Source organism: Sodalis sp. (in: enterobacteria) (assembly GCF_047607725.1).
Taxonomy (GTDB): domain Bacteria; phylum Pseudomonadota; class Gammaproteobacteria; order Enterobacterales; family Enterobacteriaceae; genus JBLKSS01.
The window spans coordinates 14852-32761 of record NZ_JBLKSS010000008.1 but is presented as its reverse complement, the minus strand read 5'-3'; the positions used below and the strand labels follow the sequence as shown (position 1 = coordinate 32761).

Here is a 17910-nt window from a genome sequence, read left to right as displayed (position 1 = left end):
GGGACGGCTGAACGCTTAATGTCCACTGCCGCCGCTGACTGGGGAGCGTAACCGGACTATTCTCCTGCCACCACCCCTTGGCGTCCCGCACGGCGCGAAACCGGGCTACTCCCCTGCCGTCGTCCATCGGCGTCCCACGAGTGGCGCGTAAAGGGGGTTAGGGTTAGCGTCACGGTGGCGCGACTCAGCCCACGGCGCGCTGATAGAGCGTTTGCCACATCGTTTTGACTAAAATCTGATCCGGCGGCGACAGCTCCCCTTTACTGATGGCGCGGTCAAGGCTTTCCTGCACCCGGCTATGCAGCGCCTCCAGGGTATGCTCGCCGTTCTGTTCGGTTTCCACGACCGCCAGCGTCAGATGACCGCGCAGATAGCCGCCGGCGAACAGTTCATCGTCACTGGCATGCTCGACCATTTCGTCGATCTGCGCCAGAATGCGCGCTTCAAAATCCGCGATCATACTCATCCTCTTGGTGATGTTGTAATGCTATTCGTTAAGGTCTGATGGAAAGGGGAACTGCCCTTGTGCCAGCGGCGGCGTGTGATAATAGAGATGCAGCGCCTGTATAAATGCCGCCGGGCGTGGCCCTACCCCGTTTTCCAGATTCAACATGACCTGCGCATGCACCTGCCGCTGGAATAAAATGCGATCAGGCTCACAATCTCCATTGAGATTATCGCAGCTGACATGAAAGGGGAAGCCGGCGGCGACGCAAAACATCCACTCCAGCGCCTGCGGTTTAATTTCGGCGCGCTCAAACCGCGCCTGCGTGTCGGCATCGCGCCCGTCAGGGCAATACCAGTAGCCGAAATCAACCAAAAGCCGTCGGCGAGCGCCCGCAATGCACCAATGTGCTATTTCGTGCAGCGCACTGGCATAATAGCCGTGGGCGAAAATGATGCGATGATAGGGCGCCGCGTCGTCGGCGGGCAAATAGAGGGGTTCTTCGTCGCCTTTAATTAACCGCGTATTCAGCGTGTCGGCGAAACAGCCGTCGAAGGCGTCAATTAACTGCTGATAATGATGGGTTTAACGGACATGCTTTACCTTTACAGCCACACGGCCAGCCAGTGCGCAATAGCGGCGCCGTGATTGTCATAAATCAGTTTGATACTCATCAGCAGCGACACCGCCACGATCATCGGCCGGATCAACTGCTGCCCTTTCGCCAGCACCATGCGGGCACCGAGCCGTGCGCCCAGAATTTGCCCCGCCAGCATCACCAGACCGACCGCCCATATCACTTTGCCCGAGAGGACAAACAGCATCAGACCGCCGAAATTGGAGGTAAAATTCAGCACTTTGGCGTGTGCGGTGGCGGGAGCGGGAGCGGGAGCGGGAGCGGGAGCGAGGTTATACCCGCTTAGCATAACAAAGGCCAGGGCGTAAAATGAACCGGTGCCGGGCCCAAAAAAGCCATCGTAAAACCCCACGCCGCCGCCGGCCACCAGGGCAAATGGCCAGCCAGACAACCGGCGCTGCCGATCTTCGGCGCCGATACGCGGCATCAGCAGGAAATAGAGACCCATCGCTATCACCAGCAGCGGCAGCAGCTGGCGCAGCAAATCGGCGCGCAAATGCTGAATGAGAACGGCGCCCGCCGCCGATCCCAGCAGTGTCATGGCGATGTTGCGTTTCTGGCCGGCGAGCTTCACCGTCCCCCCGACGCACAAAATAAAGACTAGCAGAAAAGCTGCCGTCCACGCTCTGTAATTTATTGGTCGCCAGCGCCTGCGTTGGGGCCAGCCCCGCGGCCAGCAGCACCGGGATGGTGATAAGCCCGCCGCCACCGGCCAGCGTATCGATAAACCCGGCCAGTACTGCGACGAAAAACAGCCCCGCCAGCAGCCAGGGCGAAACCACTACCCAATCCATACTCAATTCCCTAATGACGTTAGCGCGGGGCCATCACTGGCACCGGCGACGCTGGCGCGGCGGCCTGCTTTTCAGGGCAGCACCAGATGCCGGTCGAGTAGCGCCTGACAGGCGGCAGGGAGCGGCGGCGGCGTTTTTTTCACCGGTGCGCCGGTGCCGGGTTTGGCCGGCAGGAACCAGCTCTCCAGTTCGGCACCGCAACCGTCGCCCGGCGGCGGTGCCGGCTGATCGACACAATCGCGGCTGCCCGGCGGACAGCGCAGCCGTACGTGCATATGTGCCCGGTGCCCGAACCAGGGCCGGACCTTGCGCAGCCAGTCACGATCGCTACCCGCATCCAGGCACAGCTGTTTTTTTAATGGCCGGATTGACAAAGATACGGGTGACCTGGTTATCCTCCGCCGCCAGTTTAATCAACGCGGCGGTTTGCGGCCGCCACAGGCGCGGCACCACGCCGCGGCCGTTGGCCGACACCAGATCCAGCGGCTGGGTTTTCAGCAGTTGGGAGGCGGTCCAGCGCTGACGCGGCGTCTGTAGCCAGATATCCGCATCCAGTCCCGACTGGTGGCTGGCGTGCCCGCTGCTGAACCGACCGCCGGCCGGCATTGCCATATCACCGACCAGCACCTCTCCCAGCCCCAAATTTTTCACCTGATTACTCAGGCGCTGGATGAACAACAGCAGATCGGGATGGCCGAAGTGAAGTAGCGCCGCTGATCCGGCCGCAGCACCTGATAATTCCCCGCCTCCAGCGGCAACGGCTGGGTGCCGACAATACAGCCGTTGGCGAAGCTGCCGATGGCGCTGGGCGCGCCGGCGATGGGATGCTCGATTTTTTGCCACGGCGTCTGCGCGGGGCGCCCGCACCGAATGCCGCCAGCGCCAGCCAAACCGTGAATAGCCTACGCATCATGGTCACTATACCGGCGCCGCCGCAACAACGTCCGCGCACTGCGCGCGCTGGCGCAACAAGTGATCCATTAGCACGATCGCCATCATGGCCTCGGCGATAGGCACCGCGCGGATGCCGACGCAGGGATCGTGACGGCCGCGGGTTACCATCTCCACCGCCTCGCCGTTGCGGTTCACCGTCCGGCCGGGCACCATGATACTGGAGGTGGGCTTCAGGGCGAGATGAGCGATAACCGGCTGGCCGCTGCTGATGCCGCCGAGAATGCCGCCGGCGTGATTACTTTGGAAGTCTTCGGGAGTGATCTCGTCGCGGTTTTCGCTGCCGCGCTTGCCGATCACCGCGAAACCATCGCCTATCTCCACCCCTTTCACGGCGTTGATGCTCATCAGCGCGTGGGCCAGATCGGCATCAAGGCGGTCGAACACCGGCTCGCCCAGGCCGGCGGGCAAATTCTCCGCCACAACCGTGACCTTGGCGCCGATGGAATCCCCGGCCTTTTTCAAATCGCGCATCAGCGCATCGAGCGCCTCCAGACAGTCGACATCAGGGCAGAAGAACGGATTTTGTTCCACCTGCGCCCAATCTTTGAGTTCGCAGCGAATATCGCCCATTTGCGCCAGAAAACCGCGTATCTGCTGCACCCCGCAGTGTTGTGCCAAATATTTTTTGGCGATGGCCCCGGCGGCGACGCGCATCGCCGTTTCCCGCGCCGATGAACGACCGCCGCCGCGATAATCGCGCCGGCCATACTTCTGTTCGTAGCTGTAATCGGCGTGGCCCGGACGGTAGAGATCCTTGATGGCGCTGTAATCCTGCGGGCGCTGATCGGTATTTTCAATAAGCAGCCCGATGCTGGTGCCGGTAGTGACGCCCTCAAAGACGCCGGAGAGGATCTTCACGCGATCCGGCTCGCGCCGCTGCGTGGTATAGCGCGACGTGCCGGGCCGCCGGCGGTCGAGATCGCGCTGCAGGTCGTCCTCGCTGAGCGGGATACCCGGCGGTACGCCGTCGACGATCCCGCCCAGCGCCGGGCCGTGGGATTCTCCGAAGGTGGTGACGCGGAAAAATTGTCCAATACTGTTCCCTGCCATCGGGACTCCTTACCAATTCCTGATAAATAAAAGAGACACGCCACAGCCGCACGCGGGTTCCGCGGCCGGGCCAGGGGTTTTAATCACGGTACAGCTTGAAAAGTTCGCCGCAGGCGATTAAGTGCTGCCGCGTCAACATGAATACACCGTCGCCGCCGTGGGCAAATTCCAGCCAGCGGAACGGCACCTGTGGGTATTGCGCCATCAAATGCACCATGCTGTTGCCCACTTCGCAAATCAGTACGCCATCCGCGGCAAGGTAATCGGGCGCACAGGCCAGAATACGCCGCACCAGCTTGAGACCATCGCTGCCGGCGGCCAGGCCCAGCACCGGTTCAGCGTGGAACTCCGCCGGCAGATCGTTCATATCCTCTTCATCCACATAGGGCGGGTTGGTGACGATCACGTCATAGGCCAGCGGCGGCAAGTCACGGAATAAATCGGAGCGAATCGGGGTGACCCGATGCTCAACGCCGTGCGCCTTGATATTTTGCTCCGCCACCGCCAATACACCGGGGGCAATATCCACCGCGTCCACCTCCGCCTCGGGATAGGCACAGGCGATGGCGATGGCGATGCAGCCGCTACCGGTACACATATCGAGGATATGCGCCGGAGGATGCGGCAACAAATCGCGAAAACGATCGGTAATCAGTTCGCCAATGGGAGAACGCGGGATCAGCACGCGATCGTCAATATAAAACTCCAGGCCGCAGAACCAGGCCCTGTTGGTCAAGTACGGCACGGGTATGCGCTCATTGACCCGGCGGATCACGCGCTCGACCACGCGGGCACGCTCGCTGGAGGTCAGGCGCGCGCCGTGCATCTCCGGCGGCAAATCCAGCGGCAGGAACACACTGGGCAACACCAGCTGCAGCGCTTCGTCCCAGGGATTGTCGGTACCGTGGCCGTAATAGAGTTGCGCGGCGTTAAACCGGCTGACCGTCCAGCGCAGCATATCCTGTATGGTATGCATTTCCGCTACCGCTTCATCCACAAAAATTTTGTCCAATCTGCCCTCCGCGGCCTTCACTTTCTTCAACAGGCGCTAGTGTGCCATGAAGTGACGGACAAAGCAGCAGCCAGTAAGCCTTGGAGGGAAACGGCGCCACTTTTTTCGCCGTCAACGGTAAGGAAAGGGTAAACTGATATAAAAGGCTAGGCGCAGAGCGAAACAATGAAAAAACGATTTACACTGGCGGAGGATGATCTGCTGCTGTTCAGGCAGACGGTGGTGGGCGCTAAGCCCCTGCCCCAGGACCGGGTAAGACCGTCCCCGCCGCGGCGCACGAAAACCGCCCTGCCCCCGCGACGATTGATCCAGGAGCAGGTGGACGCCAGTTTCTACTTTTCCGATGAATTCCAGCCGCTGCTTCAGGAAGAGGGGCCGCCGGGCTATGTCCGGCCGGACGTGAGCCCCTATGAGGTAAAAAAGCTGCGGCGCGGTGATTTACGCCAGAGCTGTTTTTGGATCTGCACGGGCTCACGCAGGCGGAGGCAAAACAGGAACTGGGCGCGCTCATCGCCGCCTGCCGGCGTGAACATGTATATTGCGCCTTGCGTCATGCACGGACACGGTAAACATATCTTGAAGCAGCAGACGCCGCTTTGGCTAGTGCAACATCCTGACGTCAAGGGCTTTCATCAGGCGCCGAAGGAATTTGGCGGCAGCGCGGCGCTGTTGATTCTGGTGGAGCTGGTGTCTTAAAAGATAACAGTTGTGATAGCGAAGCCCTCGCGGCGCGGGACTCGGGCGCGGGTGTTTGCGCCCGTAGTCGAGCAGGGCTCAGTTAACGCATTGCCGGTCATTTTCCCAAATCACCGGTCCTTTCCAAATCACACATCCCCTTTAGTGAGAAGTAATTCGCCATGGCGCTTCATTATCCGATCTTTTATCAACCTGTCTGCCTCGACATCCTGGTTTAAATAGTAAAACACTTCCCCTGTGGCGCAGAACCAACTTGGGCGCGACAGCCAATGTCGAGGAACAAAGTTGTCACCATTCATGGCAAGTTCACCGGCGTTTACCCGATTATCAATCGCATTCAGCGGTAATATCCCCCAAAAGTCTGCGCTGTAAATTTGGTAAATATTATTTTGCCGCATCAACGCCAGAATTTCGCGATTGAAATCACGATTGCGATGAAACGTAATATGAATACTGAGACTAAGATGTTTATTGCTGACCACGGAATACCAGCACGATGTCAAAAGAGCCATGATGATTGTTATGATCGCCAGCGTACTTTTCGTTTTGATAATGCGTGATAATTGTTCATAAAGCCAAAGGTACAACGTTATTTTGAGCAGCGACATAGCCTATTGCACGTGGCGGGGTGAATCAGGATTTAGACTTGCCACCGCGAATAAACCAATTACAATACCTATCGCTGCGAGAATAAAGAAGAAGTCGAGTAAGCTAGGCTCATTATCATTAACAGCGGCTAACTTTTCTTTCACTCTTTCCGTGGTCCTTACAATGCCATAAATAAAATCGGCCACGTAACAGAGTAGCATTTCAATGCTTAAGATATAAAGCAGGAAACCCTCGCTGACAATCTTCATTCCTGCAAAAACATCCGTGGCCATTGTTGAGCCAAGAAGGGCAATCACGAGTTGTGATAGGTTAGTCATCACATCGGGTAGATTATACAACGTTAACGACTGCAAATAATTTACTTCAAGAGGACCGGTGTGTCTAAGCAATGCCGCGTTGCCAACATAACCGACGATGATACCCGCTAATGATAACGCGGAAGGATAAACGCTTTTGCGGAAACCGAAACAAATAAATAAAACCACAATCAGTGGTAGTGCAACCAATGCACCTCTAATGGGTGCCTCTAAAGCCATCAGCGCTATTAGCAGAAAACTCAAAAATAGATAATGTCGGCATGGGCGCTGCGACGCTTGAAACGTCATTATCGCCGCTACAAGCGCTAACACAATATTTGCCAATTGCGATTGTTGCCCTATACCATATCCAGATCGTTGTATCCCAACGGGATGAACAACGCCGCAGCGAGCGCCAACGCTTTAGAACGGCGCGTGAATACCGAAGATAGAGCGAGGTAAGTAATAACAAACCAGAAGGCAATACTAAGCGCAGAGCCGAATATATAAGCTTTATAGCCAGACATCCCCAACAGCATTACAAGTGCGATGAAATAATTAGAACGTAGGAAAATAATCTGATTGCCATAGGAAAAATCCGCAGGCAGTAGGCTGTGTTTTTCAACGATAGCGCGGGCAAGAACCTGCATGGCCGCGGAGTCGCCATGAAAATAGATAGGATAGATAAAATGCTGATGGATAAATCAGATAGTAAACCCAACCAGAAAAACGGCGATGAGCATGGCAAGCTTACCGTTCAGTAATTGCGTTTTCAGTGTTGAGGAAGTATTAGGATTACTCATTGCGCGCCGTTTTCTATTTAGCATTATTATTAAAAGTATTATACGTTATCTGTAGGGCATCAGCCGCCTGCGCTGCGTCAGTGGCTTTTGAGATAACTTCAGAATTAATTTCTTCTTCTACGAAAAAAAACGGTCTGTTTTTGACTTCAGTGTATATTTTGCCAATGTATTCACCCACCACACCGAAACAAAGTAATTGCACGCCACCGAAAAACAAAATAGCAAGAGATATCGATGTCCATCCTTCTACCGTATTCCCGATTATTTTTTGATATAGGGTATAGATAATCATCAACACTAACAGCAAACAGATGATAAAGCCGGTGTGAAAGATAATACGCAGAGGATAGATGGAAGAAGATGTGATCCCTCTCACCGCCAAAGAGATCATCTTGGTCAGAGGATAATGCGTATCGCCAGCCACGCGCACTGCGCGTGAATAAAATTCCTTTTCACTTTTAAATCCAACCAACGGCACCATGCCACGTAGATAAATATTTTTCTCTTTTAAAGTCAGCAACGCTTTTAACGCACGCCGGCTGAGGAGTCTGAAATCGGCATGATCTTGAATTTGTTCAACCCCCATCACGGCCATGACCCGATAAAAAAGGGTAGCGGAGGTTCGCTTAAAGTAAGCGTACGCCCAGCGCCGTATTGACAGTTATTCAGCAGGGATAGTGAGGTTCCACGGCAGGAGCTCTTTGATTTTTTTGATGGGATGATCCGCGATAATCGCCAGCACATGGCGCAGATACGCTTCCGGCTCCACGCCGTTCAGTTTGCAACTGCCGATCAGCGTATACATCAGCGCCGCCCGGTCGCCACCGCTATCCGAACCGAAGAACAGATAGTTCTTGCGACCCAGGCTTATTACCCGCAGCGCGTTTTCAGCGTAAGCGTTAACGCCAATTAGACTATGTTGGCTGATTGGCGTAATTCCTTATGTTACATGATATTTTGCAACCCAGAAAGGCTCTGCCTTCTCCATTTTTGATATCGGCGCGCAAGACAATGAGGGTGGAGTTTTCCGAATGCCCCATATGCTATAACACAATAGCAAACCGGATAGTCATCACCTGTCGAGTCTTCAACAGGTGATAATCTCAATTAGGGCTGCAATATGGTGGGCTGCGGGTCAGGCTGCATAGCGGGATAATCCAGCGTGAAATGCAGGCCGAGGCTCTCTTTGCGCTGCAGCGCGCTTTTGACGATCAGCTCGGCGACCTGCACCAGATTGCGCACTTCCAGCAAATTATTCGAGATGCGGAAATTGGAATAGTATTCATCGATTTCGCGCGTCAGCAGCTCTATGCGGTGCAGGGCCCGCTCCAGCCGTTTGGTGGTGCGTACGATGCCCACGTAGTCCCACATAAAAAGCCGTAGCTCGTGCCAGTTATGTTGCAGCACGACCTCTTCATCGGAATTGCTGACCCGGCTTTCATCCCAGGGGGGAGTTGGCGCACCTGGGCGATGGTCGGCAGCCGGCACAGGATATCTTCCGCCGCCGACCAGCCGTATACCAAGCACTCCAGCAGTGAATTGGAGGCCAGCCGGTTGGCGCCGTGCAGGGCGGTATAGCTGACCTCGCCGATAGCGTAGAGACCGTCCAGATCGGTGCGCCCGTGTTTATCCACCATCACGCCGCCGCAGGTATAATGGGCCGCCGGAACGATAGGAATCGGCTGGCGAGTCAGATCGATATCCAGTGTCAGCAGCTTGTCATAAATGATCGGGAAATGCTGGCGGATAAACGCCTCCGGCCGATGGCTGATGTCGAGGTACATACAATCGGCGCCCAGCCGCTTCATTTCATGGCCGATTGCCCGGGCGACGATATCCCGCGGCGCCAGTTCGGCGCGCGCGTCGAAATCCGGCATGAAGCGGCTGCCGTCGGGCCGGCGCAAATAGGCGCCCTCGCCGCGCAGCGCTTCGGTCAGCAGGAAATTACGCGCCTGGGGGTGGAACAGGCAAGTGGGATGGAACTGATTAAACTCCAGGTTGGCGACCCGCCAGGCCATGGCGATAGCGTCGCCGGAGGAAATATCGGGGTTGGTGGTGTATTGATAGACCTTGGACGCGCCGCCGGTGGCGAGCACCACCCGCGCGCGGCACAGCTCCACCCGCTCTTTGGCGCGGTTCCAGATATAGGCCCCCACCACCCGCCGGGTACCCGGCAGCCCGATGCGGTTGGACGTAACCAGATCCACCGTGTTGCAGCGTTCCAGAATCTGAATGCCCGGATGCGCCGTCGCTTTACTGACCAATGTGGTTTCCACCGCCTTGCCGGTCGCGTCAGCGGCGTGCAGAATGCGGCGGTGGCTGTGGCCGCCCACGCGGGTGAGGTGGTAGCGGTCGGCGTCGAGGTTTCGGTGTCGAACAGCACGCCCTGATCGATAAGCCACTGCACACAGTGGCGGGCGTTGCCGGCGATGAATTCTACCGCCTCACGATCACAGACGCCGGCTATCAGTGTATCTTCCACGTGGGAATCGACGCTGTCGGTTTCATCGAACACCGCCGCGATGCCGCCTTGGGCATACAGCGTGGAGCCCTCGTCCAGCGGACCTTTGCTCAGGACCATGACCTCGCAATGCCCGGCCAGACGCAGCGCCAGCGATAACCCGGCCGCACCGCTGCCGATAACCAGGACATCGGTGGCATATTCAGTTGATGGTTGCATAGCGGATAGTGTGAATTCCGATAGAAAAGACTGTTTGGTAATGGTACCACCCAATGCAGCCCGGCTGTACCGCTTATTGCCGCTTTTTGACGCGGTTTTATTTACGCATGTTTACTGACAGCATGGCAAATTCACGTTACCCTGCGCTAATTATTGCAGCTGTTTCACGTGGGGCTTTGGCTCCACGAGAATCCGGGTACCGGCCATCCTATTTATGGTAATCTGGTGCTCAGCCCGGCCGGCGGCCCTGGCGTCATTGTGGCCGCGCCCTTTATTTTAAGAAATACACCAGGCGTGGCGGAACTTTATGATTATCATTAACTCCAATCGCGAGCTTGCTCGTAATATTGGTTCAGAAGCTGGCGGTACTATTTTTTTGCGCGTGGAGAAAAATTTGAGGAGACATTACCTCGGATGAGCGAGCAGTTAACGGATCAGGTGCTGGTTGAACGGGTCCAGAAAGGCGACCAGAAAGCGTTCAATTTACTGGTCGTTCGCTACCAGCATAAAGTGGCGAGCCTCGTGTCGCGCTACGTCCCGCAAGGGGATGTGCCGGACGTGGTGCAGGAGTCGTTCATTAAAGCGTACCGTGCCCTAGCGTCGTTTCGCGGCGACAGTGCTTTCTATACCTGGTTATACCGTATCGCGGTCAATACGGCGAAGAATTACTTAGTGGCTCAGGGACGGCGTCCGCCCTCAAGCGATGTGGACGCCAGCGATGCGGAAAATTACGAAAGTGCGGGCGCATTAAAAGAAATATCGAACCCTGAGAATTTAATGTTGTCTGAGGAGTTGCGACAGATAGTGTTCCGCACTATCGAGATGTTGCCCGAAGACTTGAGTATGGCGATTACGTTACGGGAGCTGGATGGCCTAAGCTATGAAGAGATAGCTTCCATCATGGATTGCCCGGTAGGAACGGTACGCTCACGAATTTTCCGTGCGCGCGAAGCAATTGACAATAAAATTCAACCGCTTATTCAGCGTTAACGACGGCGGCAGGAGAAGGTACCCAGGCATGCAAAATGAAAAGCTTTCCGCTCTGATGGATGGAGAATCGTTCGACAGCGAACTGTTCAACGATTTGTCCAGGGATGTTAAATTGCAGCAAAGCTGGCAACGGTATCACCTCATTCGTGACGTTATGCGCGGTGACGCGGGCGAAGTCCTCCATCTCGACATTGCCGATCGCGTGGCCGCCGCCATTGCCGAAGAACCGGTGCGTATCGCGCCGCAGGCCGTGAAAGAATCGCAGCCTGCGCCGGAAACCTGGCAGAAGTCCCCGTTCTGGCGCAGAGCCCGTCCGTTTACGGCGCGCATCGCCCAATTCGGCATTGCGTCGCACCTCACCCAAATCGGCGTCGCGGCCTGTGTCTCGTTGGCGGTCATCGTCGGCGTGCAGCATTACAATACGCAGCAGGGCGTCGGTCAGGACAGCAGTCAGCCGGAAAATCCGGTGTTCAATACGTTGCCGATGATGGGCCAGGCGTCGCCGGTCAGCCTGGGCGTCCCGTCGGCCAACAGCGCCGGGGTGGATAACGGCAACCAGCAGGTGCAGGAACAGCGCAGGCGCATCAACGCTATTTTGCAGGATTATGAGCTACAGCGCCGCCTGCATGCCGATACGCTGCAGTTCGATCAGCAAGACGCGCAGCAGGCCGCCGTACAGGTGCCGGGTACGCAATCATTAGGAATGCAGCCGCAGTAATGAAGCAAATTTGGTATGCCGTGTGTTTGTTGACGGGCAGCCTGCTCTATTCCATCCACGCTCCGGCTCAGACCACCGCATCCGGTGCGTTGCTCGCGCAAATGAGTCAGGCCAGCCAGACGTTGGACTATGAATATGCCTACGTGCTGGTCAGCAAGCTGGGCGTCGACTCGCTGCGCTATCGCCATGTGGTTATCGATAAGCAACGGCTGGCGCAGCTGCTGCAAATGGACGGCCCACGCCACGAGATAGTCCAGCGCAACGGTGAAATCAGTTATTTTGAGCCTGGGCTGGAGCCGTTTACCCTGCTTGGCGATCATATCGTTGATTCTCTTCCCTCTATTGTCTACACGAATTTCGAGCGCTTAGCGCACTTCTACGATTTTATTTCCGTAGGCCGCGCCCGCATCGCCGATCGCCTGTGCGAGGTTGTGCGGGTCGTCGCCCGCGACGGCACCCGATTTAGCTACATCGTCTGGATTGATACCACGACCAAATTGCCGCTGCGCGTCGATCTGCTGGATCGCGATGGCGAAGCGCTGGAACAGTTCCGCGTTATCGCGTTCAACGCCGATAGACAGGTCGAAAACACGATGGCCGGTTTGGAAAAGGTCACCCTGCCGCCCCAATTGGCGTTGCCGGCGTCCACGACCGCGGATTTTGACTGGCGCGTTAACTGGTTGCCGGCGGGCGTGACCGAAGCCTCCCGCAGCCGGCGTACGCTGCCGGGCATCAATGAACCGATTGAGGCCAGGCTGTACACCGATGGATTATTCAGCTTCTCCGTCAACGTCGGCCAGGCGACCACCGGCAATGGGGAGCGCCTGATCCGCACCGGGCGGCGCACCATTCATACCGAACAGCGCGGCAGCCGGGAAATCACCGTGGTGGGCGAACTGCCCCCGGCCACCGCGAAACGCATCGCCGACGCCGTTGTATTTAAGGCTCAGCCATGATGAGAGAATGGGCCACCGTCGTTACTTGGCAGCATGGCGTTGCGCAATTGCGCTGCGAACAGCGCGCGGGCTGCGGCAGCTGCCACGCCAAGCAATCCTGCGGTACCCGCATTCTGAATAAAATCGCGCCCGAAACGCAGCATCATTTAGAGGTGGCCAGCGCGCTGCCGCTGGTGCCGGGACAGCGCGTCGAAGTCGGCATCACTGAAGGCAGTCTGCTGCGCTCCGCATTTCTGGTGTACATGCTGCCGCTACTGGGGCTTATCGGCGGCGCGGCTATCCTGCAGGGCACGCTGGGTACCGATCCGGCAGCCGCGTGCGGCGGCGTGGCGGGCTTTCTTTGCGCGCGTTATCTGGCGCGTCATACGCGTGAAACGCACAATAATCAGTTGGTGATTCTGCAGGTGGCGCTGCCGCCTTCGTCTCTGCATGTCCGGGATTGACGCCGGCGCGCGCCCGGCGTGCCGCGTTTTGCATCGCCGCCTATTACGCGCCTCACGGCTACAGATTGACCGCGCCCTTTTGCCGCGACGCCAAATCAGGGGGCGGATCCCGGCAATGTATGTCCCCGCCATTCTTCCTTGCTTCCCCCAGACAGTGTAAGATGCGTCCATCATTTTGTGGGCCATCGGGGCCACGTTCCCCGCAGGGCGACCACCGGACCGACATAGAGCGCCTGTTTAAGAGAAAACTTTATTAAGATGAAGAACATACGCAACTTCTCCATTATTGCCCACATCGACCACGGCAAATCGACGCTATCCGATCGCTTAATCCAGACCTGCGGCGGCCTGAGCGAGCGTGAAATGGCGGCCCAGGTGCTGGACTCCATGGACCTGGAGCGTGAGCGCGGCATCACCATTAAGGCGCAAAGCGTAACGCTGGATTATAAGGCGCCTGACGGTCAGATTTATCAGCTAAATTTCATCGATACCCCAGGGCATGTGGATTTTTCCTATGAAGTCTCCCGTTCGCTGGCGGCGTGCGAAGGGGCGCTGCTGGTGGTGGATGCCGGGCAAGGGGTAGAGGCCCAAACGTTGGCCAACTGCTATACCGTGATGGAAATGGATTTAGAAGTGGTGCCGGTGCTGAACAAAATCGACCTGCCCACCGCCGATCCCGATCGCGTCGCGCAGGAAATCGAAGATATCGTCGGCATTGACGCCACCGACGCGGTGCGCTGTTCGGCGAAGACCGGCGTCGGTGTCTCAGATGTGCTCGAACGGCTGGTGCGCGATATTCCGCCGCCGGAGGGCGATCCCGCCGCACCGCTGCAGGCGCTGATTATCGACTCCTGGTTTGATAATTATCTAGGCGTGGTATCGCTGGTGCGCATCAAAAACGGCACGCTGCGCAAAGGCGACAAAATTAAGGTAATGAGTAGCGGTCAACTCTACAACGCGGACCGGCTGGGTATTTTCACTCCCAAACGTATCGACCGCGAAGTGCTGAACTGCGGCGAGGTCGGCTGGCTGGTCTGCGCCATTAAAGATATTCACGGCGCGCCGGTAGGCGATACGCTCACGCTTGCGCGCCAGCCGGCGGATAAAGTACTGCCGGGCTTTAAAAAAGTGAAGCCGCAGGTGTATGCCGGCCTGTTCCCGGTGAGTTCCTACGACTACGAGGCGTTTCGCGACGCCCTCGGCAAGCTCAGCCTGAACGATGCCTCGCTGTTTTACGAGCCCGAAAGCTCTACCGCGTTGGGTTTTGGCTTCCGCTGCGGCTTTTTCGGCCTGCTGCATATGGAAATCATCCAGGAACGGCTGGAACGGGAATATGATCTTGACCTTATCACGACCGCCCCGACGGTTATTTATGAGGTGCTGACCACCGACAACAACACGGTATATGTGGACAGCCCGTCCAAGCTGCCGCCGCTAAATAATATCGCCGAACTGCGCGAGCCTGTCGCCGAATGTCATATGCTGCTGCCGCAGGCTTATTTGGGTAATGTCATCACTCTGTGTATCGAAAAGCGCGGCGTGCAGACCAATATGGTTTATCACGGCAATCAGGTGGCGCTGACCTATGAAATTCCCATGGCCGAAGTGGTGCTGGATTTCTTTGATCGGCTGAAATCCTCCTCGCGCGGCTATGCCTCGCTGGATTATGGGTTCAAGCGTTTTCAGAACTCGGACATGGTGCGGGTGGATGTGTTGATTAACGGTGAGCGGGTCGATGCGCTGGCGTTGATTACCCATCGCGAGAACGCGCCGTATCGCGGCCGCGAGTTTGTCGATAAACTTCAGGAACTGATCCCGCGTCAGCAGTTTGATATCGCCATTCAGGCGGCCATCGGCAACCATATTATCGCCCGTTCCACCGTCAAGCAGTTGCGCAAGAACGTCCTGGCGAAGTGCTATGGCGGCGACGTCAGCCGTAAGAAAAAGCTGCTGCAAAAGCAGAAAGAAGGTAAAAAGCTCATGAAGCAGGTGGGTAACGTTGAGCTACCGCAGGAAGCGTTCCTGGCGATTCTGCATGTGGGTAAAGACAGCAAATAAGTTTGAGGAGATGGCATGGCCAATATGTTTGCCCTGATTCTGGCAATCGCGACGCTTATCACCGGGATCCTCTGGTGTCTGGAACGTTTTAAACTGGCGCCTGCGCGCCGCCGCCGGCTGGCGCAGCAACCCGGCCAGCAGCGTGCTGACGCCGCCGGAGTGCCGGCCGGGAATGACGTCGCCGTGAAGGTCAGCCATAAACCTGGTTGGATCGAGACCTGCGCGTCCATTTTCCCGGTACTGTTATTGGTGTTTGTGGGGCGCTCATTTATTTTCGAGCCGTTTCAAATTCCCTCGGGATCAATGATGCCGACGCTGTTGGTCGGTGATTTCATTCTGGTGGAAAAGTTTGCTTATGGCATTAAAGACCCGATCACCCAGACGACGCTCATTGAAACCGGCCATCCCAAACGCGGTGATGTAGTGGTTTTCAAATACCCGCCCGATCCTAGCCTGGACTATATTAAACGGGTCGTGGGGTTGCCGGGCGACCGGGTCAGCTATGATCCGGTCAACAAACGCGTGACGGTGCAGTCTGGCTGCGCCAGCGGGCAGGACTGCGCCACGGCGTTGCCCATTACTTATAGCGAATTCGCCCCAAGCGATTTTGTACAGACCTTCAACTCGACCGGCAACGGCGAAGCCAGTAGCGGTTTTCTGCAGGTCCCGCCCGATAGGCAGGTGGACGGCGGCATTCGCCTGGCGCAGCGCAAAGAGTCGTTGGGTGGGGTGGTGCACAATGTGCTGACGGTGCCGGGACAGCAGGATCAACTGGGCATTTACTATCAGCAGCCGGGCAGTTCACTGGCAGAGTGGGTGGTGCCGCAGGGAGAGTATTTCATGATGGGCGATAACCGTGATAACAGCGCCGACAGCCGTTATTGGGGATTCGTGCCGGAAAGAAATCTGGTGGGTAAAGCGACGGCGATTTGGATGAGCTTCGATAAGCTGGAAGGCCAATGGCCGACCGGCGTACGCTTAAGTCGTATTGGCGGCATTCATTAATTCCTTTTTTAGCGAAGCATTATTTCGCTTACCGATGTAGAATACCTCTCAGGTTAGGAAAGGCGGGCTCCCTTCGCGGGAGCCACTGCAAACGAAACAGTTTTGGACAGGCGTGTCGTTCCCAGGCCTGTTCCGTCAACTGCGGTTTTTCACGCATGGTTGAGTTATTGGTAACGCATGAATCCCATCTTAATAAATAGGCTCCAGAAGAAACTGGGCTACACTTTTCAACAGCACGATCTTTTGTTACAGGCGTTAACGCACCGCAGCGCCAACAGCAAACACAATGAGCGGCTGGAATTTTTGGGCGATTCTATATTGAGCTATGTCATCGCCAATGCGCTTTATCAGCGTTTCCCCCGCGTCGACGAGGGCGACATGAGCCGGATGCGCGCTACGCTGGTACGGGGCAATACGCTTGCGGAAATGGCGTGGGAGTTCGAGCTGGGCGAATGTTTACGTCTGGGGCCGGGAGAGCTGAAAAGCGGCGGTTTCCGTCGTGAATCCATTTTGGCCGACACGGTGGAAGCGTTGATTGGCGGCGTGTTCCTGGACAGCGATATACAAACCGTCGAAAAGCTGATCCTTGACTGGTACCGAACACGCTTGGATGAAATCAGCCCCGGCGATAAGCAAAAAGATCCTAAAACCCGGCTGCAGGAATACCTTCAGGGACGCCATTTGCCGCTGCCTACCTATCTGGTGGTGCAGGTGCGCGGCGAGGCGCACGATCAGGAATTTACCATACACTGCCAGGTCAGCGGGCTGGTGCAGCCGGTGGTCGGCAATGGCTCAAGCCGCCGCAAAGCCGAGCAGGCTGCGGCGGAACAAGCACTTAAACTGTTGGAACTTGAATGAGCGAACAGACGATCTATTGTGGGTTTGTGGCGATTGTGGGCCGGCCGAACGTCGGCAAATCCACGCTGCTGAATCAGTTGTTAGGGCAGAAGGTCTCTATTACCTCGCGCAAACCGCAAACCACCCGTCACCGCATTATGGGGATCCACACCGAGGTGCCTTACCAGGCTATCTATGTGGATACCCCAGGGCTGCATATTGAAGAGAAACGGGCGATAAACCGTTTGATGAATCGCGCCGCCAGCAGCTCCATCGGCGACGTGGAACTGGTGATTTTCGTGGTGGAAGGCACCCACTGGACGCCGGACGATGAAATGGTGGTGAACAAACTGCGCGACGTTGGCTGCCCGGTCGTACTGGCGATCAACAAAGTGGATAACGTCGCTGACAAGGAAAAGCTGCTGCCCCATATGCAGTTTCTCAGTCAGCAGATGTCTTTCCATGACATTGTGCCTATCTGCGCCGAGAACGGCATGAACGTCGATACTCTGGCCGGTATCGTGCGCAAGGCGCTGCCGCAAGCCGAGCATCATTTTCCCGAAGATTATATTACCGATCGCTCGCAGCGCTTCATGGCATCGGAAATTATCCGTGAAAAGCTGATGCGGTTTCTGGGTGATGAGCTTCCTTATTCCGTTACGGTGGAAATTGAGCGCTTCGCCGCCAATGATCGCGGCGGTTACGACATCCACGGTCTGATTCTGGTGGAGCGAGAGGGTCAGAAGAAAATGGTTATCGGCAATAAGGGCAGTAAAATCAAGACAATCGGCATTGAAGCTCGGCAGGATATGGAAGCCATGTTCGAGACACGGGTGCATCTGGAGCTGTGGGTGAAAGTCAAATAGGGGCTGGGCCGATGATGAACGTGCCCTGCGCAGCCTGGGCTATGTCGACGACCTCTAGGAG

General features: G+C 56.6%; 16 protein-coding genes and 5 pseudogenes. 9 read left to right on the top strand and 12 right to left on the bottom strand.

What is annotated here, in order from left to right; all coding sequences use genetic code 11:
* Positions 1-184 precede the first annotated feature (184 nt).
* The 6 genes and pseudogenes from ACMX3H_RS00705 to prmB all read right to left on the bottom strand — a co-directional run bounded on the left by ACMX3H_RS00705 (position 185) and on the right by prmB (position 4892).
* Positions 185-460 carry a YfcL family protein gene (locus ACMX3H_RS00705; RefSeq protein WP_415209415.1) on the bottom strand — a complete coding sequence of 92 codons (276 nt, stop codon included), beginning with the start codon at positions 458-460 and terminating at the stop codon, positions 185-187.
* 27 nt (positions 461-487) lie between these two features.
* Positions 488-1009, bottom strand: a complete 522-nt coding sequence (locus ACMX3H_RS00700) for an elongation factor P hydroxylase (RefSeq protein ID WP_415209428.1) — start codon at positions 1007-1009, stop codon at positions 488-490.
* 41 nt (positions 1010-1050) lie between these two features.
* Positions 1051-1876 (bottom strand): annotated as a pseudogene (locus tag ACMX3H_RS00695) (TSUP family transporter).
* Between the two features lie 71 nt (positions 1877-1947).
* A pseudogene (mepA, locus tag ACMX3H_RS00690) lies at positions 1948-2775 on the bottom strand (penicillin-insensitive murein endopeptidase).
* 19 nt (positions 2776-2794) lie between these two features.
* Positions 2795-3880 carry a chorismate synthase gene (aroC, locus tag ACMX3H_RS00685; protein ID WP_415209414.1) on the bottom strand — a complete coding sequence of 362 codons (1086 nt, stop codon included), beginning with the start codon at positions 3878-3880 and terminating at the stop codon, positions 2795-2797.
* 79 nt (positions 3881-3959) lie between these two features.
* On the bottom strand, positions 3960-4892 hold the full coding sequence (prmB, locus tag ACMX3H_RS00680) for a 50S ribosomal protein L3 N(5)-glutamine methyltransferase (protein WP_415209413.1): 933 nt from the start codon (positions 4890-4892) through the stop codon (positions 3960-3962).
* Between the two features lie 165 nt (positions 4893-5057).
* Here prmB and smrB point away from each other — a divergent pair, with 165 nt between their 5' ends.
* A complete protein-coding gene (gene smrB / locus ACMX3H_RS00675) occupies positions 5058-5588 on the top strand; it encodes an endonuclease SmrB (protein ID WP_415209412.1) in 531 nt (176 codons plus the stop codon).
* A 128-nt stretch (positions 5589-5716) separates the two neighbouring features.
* On the opposite strand, the gene ACMX3H_RS00670 is transcribed toward smrB, so the two are convergent.
* The 6 genes and pseudogenes from ACMX3H_RS00670 to nadB all read right to left on the bottom strand — a co-directional run bounded on the left by ACMX3H_RS00670 (position 5717) and on the right by nadB (position 9976).
* Positions 5717-6196 (bottom strand): hypothetical protein, encoded by a 480-nt coding sequence (locus ACMX3H_RS00670; RefSeq protein ID WP_415209411.1) that lies wholly within the window; start codon positions 6194-6196, stop codon positions 5717-5719.
* Between the two features lie 3 nt (positions 6197-6199).
* Positions 6200-6838 carry a hypothetical protein gene (locus ACMX3H_RS00665; protein WP_415209410.1) on the bottom strand — a complete coding sequence of 213 codons (639 nt, stop codon included), beginning with the start codon at positions 6836-6838 and terminating at the stop codon, positions 6200-6202.
* A 14-nt stretch (positions 6839-6852) separates the two neighbouring features.
* Positions 6853-7143, bottom strand: a complete 291-nt coding sequence (locus ACMX3H_RS00660; protein ID WP_415209409.1) for a hypothetical protein — start codon at positions 7141-7143, stop codon at positions 6853-6855.
* Positions 7144-7309: 166 nt separating this feature from the next.
* On the bottom strand, positions 7310-7882 hold the full coding sequence (locus ACMX3H_RS00655; protein WP_415209408.1) for a hypothetical protein: 573 nt from the start codon (positions 7880-7882) through the stop codon (positions 7310-7312).
* 75 nt (positions 7883-7957) lie between these two features.
* Positions 7958-8197 (bottom strand): annotated as a pseudogene (locus ACMX3H_RS00650) (transposase domain-containing protein); the annotation flags it as partial.
* Between the two features lie 206 nt (positions 8198-8403).
* Positions 8404-9976: pseudogene (gene nadB, locus ACMX3H_RS00645) on the bottom strand (L-aspartate oxidase).
* Between the two features lie 414 nt (positions 9977-10390).
* Here nadB and rpoE point away from each other — a divergent pair.
* The 8 genes and pseudogenes from rpoE (at position 10391) to era (ending at position 17907) form a co-directional block, all read left to right on the top strand.
* Positions 10391-10966 (top strand): RNA polymerase sigma factor RpoE, encoded by a 576-nt coding sequence (gene rpoE, locus ACMX3H_RS00640; RefSeq protein ID WP_415209407.1) that lies wholly within the window; start codon positions 10391-10393, stop codon positions 10964-10966.
* A gap of 28 nt (positions 10967-10994) precedes the next feature.
* Positions 10995-11684: an anti-sigma-E factor RseA gene (gene rseA, locus ACMX3H_RS00635; RefSeq protein WP_415209406.1), complete on the top strand. Its 690-nt coding sequence runs from the start codon at positions 10995-10997 to the stop codon at positions 11682-11684.
* On the top strand, positions 11684-12640 hold the full coding sequence (rseB, locus tag ACMX3H_RS00630) for a sigma-E factor regulatory protein RseB (protein ID WP_415209405.1): 957 nt from the start codon (positions 11684-11686) through the stop codon (positions 12638-12640). Before rseA ends, rseB begins: the two co-directional genes overlap by 1 nt.
* Positions 12637-13083, top strand: a complete 447-nt coding sequence (gene rseC / locus ACMX3H_RS00625; RefSeq protein WP_415209404.1) for a SoxR-reducing system protein RseC — start codon at positions 12637-12639, stop codon at positions 13081-13083. The genes rseB and rseC overlap by 4 nt, the downstream gene beginning before the upstream one ends.
* A 258-nt stretch (positions 13084-13341) precedes the next feature.
* Entirely contained in the window at positions 13342-15141 is a 1800-nt protein-coding gene (gene lepA / locus ACMX3H_RS00620; RefSeq protein ID WP_415209403.1) for a translation elongation factor 4, read from the top strand.
* Between the two features lie 15 nt (positions 15142-15156).
* Positions 15157-16146 carry a signal peptidase I gene (lepB, locus tag ACMX3H_RS00615; protein WP_415209402.1) on the top strand — a complete coding sequence of 330 codons (990 nt, stop codon included), beginning with the start codon at positions 15157-15159 and terminating at the stop codon, positions 16144-16146.
* 177 nt (positions 16147-16323) lie between these two features.
* The gene (gene rnc / locus ACMX3H_RS00610) at positions 16324-17004 is read left to right on the top strand and encodes a ribonuclease III (protein ID WP_415209401.1); all 681 of its coding nucleotides are present in this window, start codon (positions 16324-16326) and stop codon (positions 17002-17004) included.
* A pseudogene (gene era / locus ACMX3H_RS00605) lies at positions 17001-17907 on the top strand (GTPase Era). Before rnc ends, era begins: the two are co-directional and overlap by 4 nt.
* Positions 17908-17910 lie beyond the last annotated feature (3 nt).